Source organism: Rhizobium sp. G21 (assembly GCF_014158035.1).
Classification (GTDB): domain Bacteria; phylum Pseudomonadota; class Alphaproteobacteria; order Rhizobiales; family Rhizobiaceae; genus Rhizobium_E.
On record NZ_JACFXW010000001.1, the window covers coordinates 3166662 to 3179715 of the forward strand.

The 13054-nt window shown below is 63.0% G+C and carries 7 protein-coding genes and 3 pseudogenes; 9 read left to right on the plus strand and 1 reads right to left on the minus strand.

The annotated features are described in order from the left end of the window. Positions 1 to 182 precede the first annotated feature (182 nt). The 7 genes and pseudogenes from H2O14_RS15870 to H2O14_RS15905 all read left to right on the plus strand — a co-directional run bounded on the left by H2O14_RS15870 (position 183) and on the right by H2O14_RS15905 (position 10681). Positions 183 to 1502: an NAD(P)H-dependent oxidoreductase gene (locus H2O14_RS15870; RefSeq protein WP_182828409.1), complete on the plus strand. Its 1320-nt coding sequence runs from the start codon at positions 183 to 185 to the stop codon at positions 1500 to 1502. Positions 1503 to 1504: 2 nt separating this feature from the next. Further along, positions 1505 to 2502 (plus strand): annotated as a pseudogene (locus H2O14_RS15875) (thiamine pyrophosphate-dependent dehydrogenase E1 component subunit alpha). Between the two features lies 1 nt (position 2503). Continuing rightward, positions 2504 to 3517, plus strand: a complete 1014-nt coding sequence (locus H2O14_RS15880) for an alpha-ketoacid dehydrogenase subunit beta (RefSeq protein WP_182828411.1) — start codon at positions 2504 to 2506, stop codon at positions 3515 to 3517. Position 3518: 1 nt separating this feature from the next. Next, the gene (locus H2O14_RS15890; protein ID WP_210275461.1) at positions 3519 to 5147 is read left to right on the plus strand and encodes an acetoin dehydrogenase dihydrolipoyllysine-residue acetyltransferase subunit; all 1629 of its coding nucleotides are present in this window, start codon (positions 3519 to 3521) and stop codon (positions 5145 to 5147) included. A gap of 159 nt (positions 5148 to 5306) precedes the next feature. Further along, positions 5307 to 6136: pseudogene (locus H2O14_RS15895) on the plus strand (sugar-binding transcriptional regulator). A 249-nt stretch (positions 6137 to 6385) separates the two neighbouring features. After that, positions 6386 to 9761 (plus strand): annotated as a pseudogene (locus tag H2O14_RS15900) (ATP-binding protein). After that, entirely contained in the window at positions 9758 to 10681 is a 924-nt protein-coding gene (locus H2O14_RS15905) for a DNA-binding response regulator (protein ID WP_182828412.1), read from the plus strand. The pseudogene H2O14_RS15900 and the gene H2O14_RS15905 overlap by 4 nt, the downstream one beginning before the upstream one ends. A 72-nt stretch (positions 10682 to 10753) precedes the next feature. On the opposite strand, the gene H2O14_RS15910 is transcribed toward H2O14_RS15905, so the two are convergent. After that, the gene (locus H2O14_RS15910) at positions 10754 to 11332 is read right to left on the minus strand and encodes an EF-hand domain-containing protein (RefSeq protein WP_182828413.1); all 579 of its coding nucleotides are present in this window, start codon (positions 11330 to 11332) and stop codon (positions 10754 to 10756) included. Between the two features lie 507 nt (positions 11333 to 11839). Here H2O14_RS15910 and tolQ point away from each other — a divergent pair. Both tolQ and tolR read left to right on the plus strand, forming a co-directional pair. Next, positions 11840 to 12559 (plus strand): protein TolQ, encoded by a 720-nt coding sequence (tolQ, locus tag H2O14_RS15915; RefSeq protein WP_182828414.1) that lies wholly within the window; start codon positions 11840 to 11842, stop codon positions 12557 to 12559. A gap of 17 nt (positions 12560 to 12576) precedes the next feature. After that, positions 12577 to 13047, plus strand: coding sequence for a protein TolR (gene tolR, locus H2O14_RS15920; protein ID WP_182828415.1), 471 nt, complete (start codon positions 12577 to 12579; stop codon positions 13045 to 13047). The last annotated feature ends 7 nt before the right edge of the window (positions 13048 to 13054 follow it).

Below are 13054 nucleotides of genomic sequence, written 5' to 3' on the forward strand. Positions count from 1 at the left end.
ACTCCTATTCCCCCGCGCCTTTTGCCTGAAGTGAACTTTCGTTTCACAGATATCAACTATGTACGGTTTATTTTGCGTGTCAATCCCTGCCTTGCGGCATTCTTTGCGGCGATGCAGCATAAACTAATGTTGACAGAAAAAACAAATGTGCAATAACCGAGGCAATAACCGTGGAGGAAACCATGCCTACGAATGTCGCCCTGACGGGCCTCGCCCGCGACCTTGCCGCCCGAGCCGACGCTGGAAATCCCATACGCATCGGATTGGTCGGGGCTGGTGAAATGGGCACCGACATCGTCAGTCGCGTCGCTCATATGACGGGCGTGGAGATCGGCGCGATCAGCGAGCTGAAGCCGGGCGCCGCTGCGAGGTCGGTGGAAATCGCCTATGGATCCAAGGACCGCGCCGCCGAAATCGGCAATGCCGATCAGGCAAACGCGGCGATGGAACAGGGCAAGATCGCCATCACGGACAATGTCGGCGCGCTTCTCGATGCCGGCCTCATCGACGTCGTGGTCGACGCGACCGGCATTCCCGCCGTCGGCGCCGAGATCGGCCTGACCGCGATGGAGCGCGGCAAGCATCTCGTCATGATGAATGTCGAGGCCGACATCACCATCGGCGCCTATCTGCGCGCCGAAGCGGAGCGGCTGGGCGTCGTCTACTCTCTGGGGGCAGGCGACGAACCGTCGAGCTGCATGGAGCTCATCGAATTCGTCAGCGCCATGGGCCACCGGATCATCAGCGCCGGCAAGGGCAAGAACAATCCGCTCAACATCGACGCCACCCCCGACGCCTATGCGAAAGAAGCCGCCGAGCGTCATATGAATCCGCGCATGCTGGTGGAGTTCGTCGACGGCTCCAAGACCATGGTCGAAATGGCGGCCATCGCCAACGCCACCGGCCTGACCCCTGATAAACCTGGAATGCACGGCCCCGCTTGCAGCCGTGAAGAGCTGAGCAAAGTGCTGGTCCCCGAGAGCGCCGGCGGCGTCCTGTCGTCCGCGGAAGGCCGCGTCGACTTCACCATCGGCAAGGGCGTGGCTCCCGGCGTCTTTGTCGTCGCCGAAATGGATCATCCGCGGATCTGGGAGCGGATGGAGGATCTGAAGATGGGCAAGGGCCCCTACTTCACCTTCTTCCGCCCCTATCATCTGACGTCGCTCGAAGTGCCGCTGACCTGCGCCCGTGTCGTGCTCTACGGCAAGGCCGACATGCAGCCGCTGCCCCGTCCGGTCGCCGAAGTCGGCGCGCTCGCCAAAAAGGACCTGCAGCCCGGCGACCGCCTCGATCAGATCGGCGAATACTGCTATCGCGCCTGGATCATGACCGTCGAGGACGCGAAATCGGCCGGCGCCATTCCTTGCGGCCTGCTGGCCGGCGCGACCGTCACCCGTCCGATCAAGAAGGGCGAGTTGATCACTGCCGCCAATGCCTCGGTTCCCGCCGACAGCAAGATCGCCGCGCTGCGCGCGCGCCAAGACGCCATGCTGGGGCTCTGACCATGACGGCGCCGGACAACAGACCCTTCGCCATCCGCACCTATTCCCCGAGCAGTTGCGGGAAGCGCTCAAGCGCATGATTCTGATCCGGCGCTTCGAAGAAGGCGCTGAAGAGAGTTATATGCGCGGGCTCATTCACGGCACGATGCATCTGTCGATCGGCCAGGAAGCCAGCGCGATGGCGACCTGCATGGAGCTGACGGATCAGGACAAGATCACCTCCACCCATCGCGGTCACGGGCATTGTATCGCCAAGGGCGCGGATGTCGGTCGGATGTTCGCCGAATTCTTCGGCAAGGAGACGGGATACTGCCATGGCCGCGGCGGCTCGATGCATATCGCCGATGTGAAAACCGGCAATCTCGGCGCCAACGGCATCGTCGGCGGCGGCCTGCCGATCGCGGTCGGCGCGGCGCTCTCGGCCAAGCGCCTGGGCAAGACGGATGTGACGATCTGCTTCTTCGGCGACGGCGCCAACAATGAAGGGGCGTTTCACGAAGCGCTCAATATGGCGGCCATCTGGAAACTGCCGGTGATCTTCGTCTGCGAAAACAATCGCTACGGCATGTCCACCGCCGTATCCCGCTCAACCGCCGTGAAGAATATCGCCGAGCGCGCCGCCGCCTATTCCATTCCGGGCGTCACTGTCGACGGCAATGATTTTTCCGCCGTCGCCGAGGCCGTGCATCACGCGATCGCCCGCGCCCGCGCCGGCGAAGGACCGAGCCTGGTCGAAAACCTGACCTATCGTTGGCGCGGCCATTCCAAATCCGACCGCAACCGCTACCGGACCAAGGAGGAGATCGAGGAATGGATGGCGCGCGACCCCATCGCCCGGTTCCGCGCGGACCTGATCGGCCATGGAATTCTGGATGAAGCAGGGGCCAAGTCCATCGAAGAAGCAGCTGTCGCCGATGTGGCGGCCGGAATCGAATTCGCCAGAGCGAGCCTCGCCCCGTCGATCGACGAAGTGACCCGCTATGTTTATGCAGAGGCCTGAGATGAACGCTGTGGCGCGAAACATCGAAGAACGCACGCTGTCTTACTCGGAAGCCATCCGCGAGGCGATGTCGCTCGCCATGGACGCCGATCCCACCGTGATTTTGATGGGCGAGGATATCGGCGTCTACGGCGGCGCCTTTCAGGTGACGCTCGATCTCATCGACAAATATGGTCCGGAGCGAGTGATGGACACGCCGATCTCCGAACTCGGCGGCGCGGGCGTGGCCGTCGGCGCGGCGCTGACCGGCCTGAAGCCGATCTTCGAATTTCAGTTTTCCGATTTCGCGGCGCTCGCCATGGAGCAGATCGTCAATCAGGCCGCCAAGCTGCGCTACATGCTGGGCGGCGAGGCGTCGGTGCCGGTCGTCTTCCGCATGCCGGCAGGGTCGGGCACGGGCGCCGCGGCGCAACACAGCCAGAGCCTGGAGGCCTGGTTCGGCCATGTTCCCGGTCTCAAGGTCGTCCAGCCTTCCACGCCGGAAGACGCCAAGGGCCTTCTCCTCGCGGCGCTCGCCGATCCGGATCCCGTGCTGATTTTCGAGCACAAACTCCTCTACAAGATGAAGGGCCATGTGCCCGAGGGCCATTACACCGTGCCGATCGGCAAGGCGGCGGTGCGCAGGCAGGGCAAAGATCTCACTATCGTCGCCAGTTCGATCATGGCGCATCGCGCGCTCGAGGCCGCCGAACGTCTTTCGGTCGAAGGCATGGATGTCGAGGTCGTCGATCTCCGATCGGTGCGTCCGATCGATCGCGACACGATCCTCGCCTCGGTGCGGAAGACGGGAAAACTTATGGTCGTCTATGAAGGTGTGAAGAGTTACGGCGTGGGCGCGGAGATCAGCGCGATGGTCGCCGAGAGCGACGCTTTCGATTTCCTCGACGCGCCGATCCTGCGTTTGGGCGGCGCGGAAGCGCCCGTGCCCTACAATCCCGACCTGGAGCGCGCCTCTGTGCCGCAGGTCGACACGATCGAGGCGGCGGCCCGCCGTCTGCTCGGCGGCGAGGTCTGACATGCCTGTCGAGGTGATCCTGCCGAAAGTGGACATGGACATGACCCATGGCACGCTCGCGATATGGCATGTCGCGGAAGGCGACTATGTGGAAAAAGGCGCGCCGCTGTTCGACATCGAAACGGACAAGGCGGCGATGGAAGTCGAGGCTCCCGCGAGCGGACGGCTGAGCGCGGTGACGGCGAGGGCGGGAGACAGGATTGCCGTCGGCTCCGTGGTCGCCTTCCTGCTTGCCGAGGGCGAGACCGCGCCGGTCGTGATGGATGCGGCCGAACAACGCGAAGATAGTGCGACGTCTGCCCCCGGCATCGTCGAGGTGATCCTTCCGAAAGTGGACATGGACATGACCCATGGCACGCTCGCGACCTGGCATGTCGCGGAAGGCGATTATGTGGAGAAGGGCGCGCCGCTGTTCGACATCGAAACGGACAAGGCGGCGATGGAGGTGGAAGCCCCGGCCAGCGGTGTGTTGCGGCAGGTAAACGCCGCCCCCGGCGATCGCGCGCCGGTGGGGCGGGTCATCGCCTATATCTGCCCTCCGGGCGTTCAGATGGAGCATGCGCCGTCCGCAAAACCTGTCGTCGCGCGGTCTCCTCATAACGTGGTCACACCTTTGGAACGGTCGCCGTCCTTCGAGGGCTCGCAGGGCGGGGAGGTCTCCGGTTCGACGGACGCGAGAGCGGGCGGCGTCCGCGCAACTCCCGCGGCGCGCGCTGTGGCGCGCACAACTTCCCTGTCGCTTGCGGATGTTGCCGGGACGGGTCCTCTCGGGCGAATCCAGGCCGAGGATGTGCGTCGTCATCTCGACGGGATGCCTGCGCCGACCTCGTCTGCGCCATCCGGATGGAGCCCCGAAAGCGGGCCTTTGCATGTGTCGCGGCGGAGCGGCAAAGGCGTCCCGATCGTGCTCATTCACGGCTTTGCGGCCGATAGTCCGAGCTGGACGCCGTTCGAAAGGGAATTGCGTCTGCCCAATCCGCTGATCCGCATCGATCTTCCCGGGCATGGAAAGTCGCCGATGTTGAAAATCGGCGGTTTCGCCGAACTCGCCAAACTTGTCGGCAGGGCAGTGTACGCCGAGGCGGGGTCCGGTCCGATTCACCTCGTGGGACATTCGCTCGGCGGCGCGGTGGCGATCGCCGTCGCCGATATCAGGCCGAAAATGATCGCGTCGCTGTCCCTCTTGGCGCCCGGCGGTCTCGGGCCCGAGATCGACGGGCCGGCGTTGCAGGGCATCGCCCGCGCCACCCGCGCGGAAAGCCTGGCGCCGTGGCTGCGCCGGCTGACGGCCTATCCGGAAGGCGTCAGCGACGACTATGCGAAGGCTGCGATGCGAGCCCGCACGGCGCCGCGCTTGAGGTCCTACCAGAGCGATCTGTGCGACGTCCTGTTTCCTGACGGCGTGCAATCCTTCGATCTGCGCCCCGCGGTCGGGCGGCTGACGGCGCCCACGGTGATGGTCTGGGGAAAGCGTGACCACATACTTCCCATGAGGCATGCGCTTGCGGTTGACGGGGATTTTGGTATTCATCTCCTGAACAATACGGGTCATACGCCGCAGATCGAATGTCCTGAGCGACTGGCCAGGATCATTCGCCGCCATATCGTGTCCACCATGGCGCCCGTGTGATGATGTCTCAAGGAGGACACACAGAGGATGCAAGTGGCGCAACCCTTGACTGGCGTGCAGAGCGATGCCGACCGAATTCGCGCGCGCGCCGTCTGGCTCTATCATGTCGAAGGGCTGACGCAGAACGAGATCGCCAACCAACTCGGCATCAACCGCGTCATGGTCGTCCGGGCCCTGGCTGACGCGAGGAGGCGCAACGAGGTGCGGGTCACGGTGTCCGCGCCGCTCGCCGAACTGGTCGAGCTCGAGCGGACGGTCGAGAAGCGCTTCGGCATCGCCAGGGTCATCGTCGCGCCCTTTTCCGATCCGGAAGGCGATCCCGTCCGGGTTATCGCTGCCGCCGCCGGCAATTTCATTTCCGGGATCATGAAATCGGGCCTGACCGTGGGCGTGGGGTGGGGGCGAACGCTCTACAACACGCTGCCCTTCATCAACGGCGGCACGCTCGAGGATTTCCGCGTCGTCTCGCTACTCGGCGGCATCGCCGCCGCCCGCAGGTTCAACCCTGCCGAATTCGCGTGGCAATTCGCCGAACTGTTCCAGGGCGACGGCTATCTGGTGCCCGCGCCGGCGGTCGTCGACAGTATCGAGACCAAGCATGCGCTGCTGGAGCGTTGCGGCCTGGCGGCGATCTTCGAAATGGCCGACAAGCTGGACGTTGCGCTTCTGTCCGTCGGCGGCATCTCGACGCTGACCACGAGCTATCGCGCCGGCTATATCAGCGAAGCCGACCGGCGCTCGTTGATCGAGGCGGGGCCGTCGGCGATGTGCTCTACAATTTCATCGGCAAAAATGGCGAGATTCTCGATCATGAAGTGAACTCCAGGGTGATCTCGGTCAATCCGACGCGGTTGGGCCGGACGCCCGAGCGCGTGCTGATCTCCGGCGGCAAAGAAAAGATCCTCGCGCTCAAGGCGGCGATCAGCACTGTCCTGCCGACCACCTTCATTACCGACGAGCAGACGGCGATCACTTTGGCCGACGGATAAGCGCATCCAGCGGCCTCGTCGAAAACAGGATTGTTCACGCGCAGCCAGCTGTTCGCCAGTCGCCGCATGACGAACGGATTGGGCGCATCCCTCGAATCCAAAAGTCTTCGTTCGTAAACAGTCGATCGGGTAGATCATCGAAACAGCCGGGGATCGGCGGCGGTGTTCCGATAGGCTCTTGCCAAGCGGCGCATTCTCATGAACATGCCCTTTTGATGATCAATTTTATTGGGGCGCTAGTTTTTAGGCATGACGGCACGGCAGCGGATCATTCCCGTTCGGCGCGACTATAATCGCTGGGTGGCCAACCAGACGCTCGAAGATTATGCGCTCAGGTTTACAGCCAAGAGCGCCCGTCGCTATACGCCGAGCCGGATTTCGCAGACGGCGATCGGGGCGATCTCGTTTCTGGCGTTGGAGGCCGTGGGCGGGGCGATCACTTTGTCCTATGGCACCACAAATGCAATTTTCGCCATCGTGGTCGCCTCGATCCTGCTGTTGCTGATCGGAATTCCCATCAGCCGCTATGCGATCCGTCACGGGGTCGACATCGACCTTCTGACGCGCGGCGCGGGCTTCGGCTATATCGGCTCGACGGTGACGTCGCTGATCTATGCGACCTTCACCTTCATCCTGTTCGCCATCGAGGCCTCGATCATGACCGGGGCGCTGGAGCTCGCTTTCGGCGTGCCGCTGTGGCTCGGCTATGTCATCAGCGCGGTGGCGGTGATCCCGCTGGTCACCCATGGCGTGAAGCTGATCTCGCGCTTCCAGCTGATCACCCAGCCGATCTGGATCATCCTCAACATCCTGCCCTTCATCTTCATCGCGCTGGCCGACTGGCAGAAGTTCGAGATGTGGCTCGGCTTCGGGGGGCGCGGCCATGAATCGGGGAGATCGGCACGATCGCGCCCTTCGATCTCGCCATGTTCGGGGCAGCGTCGGCGGTGATCCTGGCGCTGATGGCGCAGATCGGCGAACAGGTTGACTTTCTCCGCTTCCTGCCGGCCGAGGGCAAGCCGCAGACGCTCGGCCAGAAGATCGCCCGCTTTCTCGCCGGTCCGGGCTGGGTGGTGGTGGGCGCCCCCAAGCTCCTGGCGGGATCGTTCCTGGTGGTGCTGGCGCTCAGTTCCGGCGTGCCGGCCGAGCTCGCCGCCGATCCCGCCCATATGTATGTGACGGCCTTCGGCTATATGGTTCCGAACCAGACCGCCGCCCTGATCCTCACCGCCGGCTTCGTGGTGGTGTCGCAGCTCAAGATCAATGTCATGAACGCCTATGCGGGCTCGCTCGCCTGGTCGAACTTCTTTTCGCGGCTGACGCACAGCCATCCGGGCCGGGTCGTCTGGCTGTTCTTCAACGTCGCCATCGCGCTGTTGCTGATGGAAATCGGCATCTACAAGCTGCTCGAAGAGGTGTTCGGCGTCTTCTCGATCGTCGCCGCCGCCTGGCTGTGCACGATTTCGGCCGATCTCTTCATCAACAAGCCGCTGGGGCTCGCGCCGCCCGGCATCGAGTTCAAGCGCGCCCATCTCTACGACATCAATCCGGTCGGCATGGGCGGCATGCTGATCTCGGCGGCGGTGGCGCTGACGGCGCATTTCGGACTGTTCGGCGATTTCGCCGCGGCGTTGGCCATCTATCTCGTTCCGATCGTCGCCTTCATCGCCACGCCCGGGATCGCCTGGGCGACCAAGGGGAAGTATTATCTCGCCCGCAAGCCGCGCCAGTCGTGGAAGAACCTATCGACCATTACTTGCTCGATCTGCGAACACCCGTTCGAGCCCGAGGACATGGCCTGGTGCCCGGCATACGCCGCGCCGATCTGTTCGCTGTGCTGTTCGCTCGACAGCCGCTGTCACGACCTCTGCAAGCCCAAGGCGCGGCTCGAATATCAGGCGCGGGAAGTCGCGGCGACGTTCCTTCCGGAACGCGCCATCGCGGCGCTGGGGACACGGCTCGGTCGCTACGGCATGATCCTGGCGGCGGCGCTGACGATTATCGGCGCGACCTTGTGGATGATCGCCCAGCATGCGGGGGCGCAAACGCCGGAGACCGCCCAGGTGGTGAACGCCACCGCCATGTTGGTCTTCGTGGTGTTTTCCATGCTTGCAGGCATCGCCGCCTGGTTCTTCGTGCTCGCCCATGACAGCCGGGTGGTGGCCGAAGAGGAAAGCTCGCGCCAGACCTCGCTGCTGCTCAAGGAAATCTCGGCGCATAAGAAGACGGACGCGGCGCTGCAACAGGCCAAGGAAACGGCGGAAGCCGCCAATCGCGCCAAGAGCCGCTATGTGGTGGGGCTGACGCATGAATTGCGCACGCCGCTCAACGCCGTGCTCGGTTACGCGCAGCTGCTCGAACGCGACGAGGCGATCCCCGACGCCAAGCGCTCGGCGCTCAAGGTCATCAAGCGCAGCGCCGACCATCTGTCCGGTCTGATCGACGGGCTGCTCGATATTTCTCGCATCGAGGCGGGGCGGCTGCAGGTCACGTCGAACGAAATTAACGTCTATGATTTCCTCGACCAGATCGTCGGCATGATGGCGCCGCAAGCCGAAGCCAAGGGGCTGGATTTCAAGCTGCGGCGTGATGCCGCGCTGCCGCAATATGTCCGGACCGACGAAAAGCGGCTGCGGCAGATCCTCGTCAATCTCTTGTCCAACGCGGTCAAATACACCGCCGCCGGCAGCGTGGTCCTCGATGTGCAGTATCGCAATCAGGTCGCCACGTTCACGGTGGTCGATACGGGGCCGGCATCTCGGAGGACGATCTCAAGGTCGTGTTCGAGCCGTTCCAGCGGGGCTCCGGCGCACAGTCGAAGCTGGCGCCGGGGCTCGGGCTCGGGCTGACCATCACGCGGCTCCTGACCCAGACGCTCGGCGGCGAGATCACCGTCGACAGCCGGTTGGGGGAGGGGACGACCTTCAAGGTGCGGCTGATGCTCTACGGCCTGGCGCGATCGGAAAAGCCCAAGGCGGACCAGAAGATTCTGACCTATACCGGTCCCCGACGCACGATCATGGTGGTCGACGACAACGAGGATCATCGCGAACTGATGCGGGAATTGCTGGCGCCGCTGGATTTCGTGGTGCTGACCGCCGAATCCGGGCCAGATTGCCTGATGCTCATCGAAGGCGTCAATCCCGACATCTTCCTCGTCGATATCTCGATGCCCGGCATGAACGGCTGGCGACTGGTCGCCAGACTGCGCGAGATCGGCCAGACCGCGCCGATCGTGATGCTGTCGGCCAATGTCGGCGACGGCGCGCCCACGGCGGCGACCGGCGATCACAACGACACGCTTTCCAAGCCCGTCGACTTCCGGCAATTGCAGGACAAGCTCGCCCTTTGGCTCGGCGTCGACTGGGTCTATGCGATCACGGCGCCCGAAATGTCCACCGCGCCCGCCGATCTGCGCAGCCCCGGCGCCTCCCATCTTCAGGATCTCATCCGGCTGGGCGAGATCGGTTATGTGAGGGGTATCGAAAGCAAGCTGGGCGAGCTTGCCAAAACCGAGGAAAACAGGCACTTCACCGATGTCATGACCGCTCATATCCGCGCCTTCAACATGGACGCCCTGCTCGCCGATCTTCGAAAGCTCGAGCGCGAGGACGCCTCGTCATGACCAGCCAGCAAGCGCCCCGCGACATTATTCTCTTGGTCGACGACAGCCCGGACTCATTGAGTTTCCTGACAGACGCGCTCGAAGCGTCCGGCTATTCGGTACTGATCGCCACATCGGGCGCAGCGGCCCTGTCGATCTCCGAACGGATCACGCCCGATCTCATCCTGCTCGACGCGGTTATGCCGGGCATGGACGGGTTCGAGACCTGCGCCCGTCTGAAGGGCATGGGCAGCGTGGCGCAGGCGCCGGTGATCTTCATGACCGGACTGACCGAGACCGAACATGTGGTGCGCGCGCTCGGCGCCGGCGGCGTGGACTATCTGACCAAGCCGATCAATGTCGAGGAATTGCGGGCCCGCATTCGTGTCCATCTCGCCAATGCCCGCTCGGCCCAGAGCGCGCGCGTGGCGCTCGACGCGGCCGGCCGGCATCTTCTCGCGGCGCGCGACGACGGCAAGATCCTCTGGTCGACGCCGCAGGCGACGCGGCTCGTCAACGCCGCCACCGGCCGCGACGACGGGCTCGATCTGGTGGCCGACAAGATCGGCGTGTGGATTCGCGACCGTCGTCTCTCATCATCGAATGACGCACAGGCGATCACCATCGAGACCGGACGCGAAGCGTCGCTGTCGCTGACTTTCATCGGCGCGATCGGTCAGGATGAAAACCTGTTCCGGCTGACCAGCCAGACCCAGGCGCAGGATGACGAGCGGTTGCGTCAGCATTTCCAGCTGACCATCCGCGAGGCGGAAGTGCTGGTCTGGATCGCCAAGGGCAAATCGAACCGCGACATCGGAGAGATCCTCGGCCTGTCGTCGCGGACGGTGAACAAGCATCTCGAACAGATCTATGTGAAGCTCGGTGTAGAAAATCGCGCCTCCGCGGCGGTGAAGGCGGCCAATATCCTGATGCAGGGTTGAGCCTGCTGAGAGGCGAAGACGTCTGCCAGCGGAAACGCGACCGGACCAGTCGTGTCCGGTCGCGTGATGCCGTCAGGCGGCGGCTTCTTCAGAGAAGGGAGGCATGCCCAGGCCGCCCCTCGGCGGTCCCATCGGTCCCTTGGGGGCATTTTCAGACATGAATGTCGTGAACTGCTCCTCGGTGACATAGCCTTGGTTTTCCGAATCAATGGCGGAAAACAGTTCCTTCGCCTTGGCGTCGTCCTGGCCGCCAGGCGCTTTGGCGAGGAATTCGGACGCGGTCATTTTGCCGTCTGCATCCGCGTCGAGATCTTCGTAGAGGCTGCTCGGATCACCCATTCCCGCCATCGGCGGCATGCCGCCCTGTTGGCGAAGGCCCATCATCGCGCCCATGGCCTCGCCGCCCAACCGTGATTCAGGCGCCTGCATGGACGCCGAAAGCTGATCGAAGCTGACCGAACCGGTCCCTTCCGTATCGATCTTGGAATAAAGTTTGGTTGCCGTCTCCTCCGACATTTTGGTGGGGCGGCTGGATACGAATTCAGACTGGCTCAATGCGCCATTCTGGTCCGTATCCGTCTTGTCGAACATGTCTTGCTGTCGAGCGATCATCGCCGCAGCGCCGCTGGATGCGGCAGTTACGCTGGTCATCTTGTCTCTCCAAGGTGTTTTGCGCAGCGTCTGTCCGTCCCACCTGGAAAACCCGCGTTCCGCGGCAAATCATTGCCATACAATTGATATATACCCATCTAATCGACTTTAAAAACGTAATATAAAATCCGTATGGTTTTAAAAATATACGTTATTTTATCTTATTTTTGAGAATTATGTACATATTTCGTTTCTTATTAAATTTTAGAATTCGTCCTGCTGTCTTCGTTGTGTCTGAAGCCTCCGACTCCACCGGTGGGATGCGGATCGAAACACGCTGCATTGTGATAACCAACTTTTAACGATAATGAGGTCTTACTCGGATCGCTCGGGTTTTGTGCGCCGCACGCCTTCCTTTCACCAAATTTGGCGTAAAAAGGCGGTCCAGAGCGTAAACGGTCAAGGCCAAAGGCCGCTCGGCGGCCGATTAGCGACGGACACCACATTGAACACCGCCCGGCTCGGATCGCGATCGAGGCCGGGTATTTGGATTCGGGGACTTAAGATATGGAAACGGCAAATCTGGCGGCAGCCCATGCGGACATGTCGCTCTGGGCGCTCTTCATGCAGGCGGGCTGGGTCGTCAAGCTCGTCATGATCGGCTTGCTCGGCGCATCGGTATGGACTTGGGCCATGGTGGTCGACAAATTGATCAGCTACAACAAGTTCAGGCGTCAGCTCGACAGTTTTGAACAGGTTTTCTGGTCCGGCCAGTCGCTCGAAGAGCTCTACCGCACGCTGTCGGAACGGCAAGTGTCCGGAATGGCTGCGATTTTCGTCGGCGCCATGCGCGAATGGAAAAAGAGCTTCGAGCGCGGCGCCCGTTCGCCGATCGGCCTGCAGATGCGCATCGACCGCGCCATGGACGTGACGCTGGCGCGTGAATCCGAAGCGCTGGAAGCGCGGCTGTCGTCGCTCGCCACCATCGGTTCGGCCGGTCCCTTCGTCGGCCTGTTCGGCACCGTCGTCGGCATCATGACCTCGTTCCAGGGCATCGCCGCGTCGAAATCGACCAATCTCGCCGTCGTCGCGCCCGGTATCGCCGAAGCGCTGCTCGCCACCGCCATCGGCCTCGTCGCCGCTATTCCCGCCGTCATCGCCTACAACAAGTTTTCCGGCGACGCCGGCAAGCTGGTCGCGCGCATGGAAGGCTTCGCCGACGAATTCTCCGCCATACTCTCGCGCCAGATCGATGAGAGACTGCAGCCGCGCCAGGCGGCGCAGTAAATTCGGGGGACGCCGGAATGGGTATGTCAGCAGGGCCTCAGGGCGGAGGATCGGGCGGTCGCCGCGGCAGCCGTCGCGGCGGAGGGCGCCGCGCCCCGGTCAGCGAAATCAACGTGACGCCGCTGGTCGACGTCATGCTCGTGCTTCTGATCATCTTCATGGTGGCCGCGCCGTTGATGACGACGGGCGTGCCGATCGACCTGCCGGAGACGCAGGCCAAGGAGATGAATTCGGACACCAAGCCGATCACCGTATCGATCGCCAAGGACGGGCAGATCTATTTCGGCGACGAGACGGAAGTGGCCGTGCCGATCGACGAGGTCGTGCCGAAGCTGCAGGCCATGGCCAAGGCGGGCGCGGAAGAACGCATCTTCGTGCGCGGCGACGCCGGCACGGAATATGGGCAGATCATGGCCGTGATGGGCCGCATCCAGGCCTCTGGCTACAAGAATATCGGACTGGTGACCCAGCCGGAAACAGGCGGTTAAGGCTTAT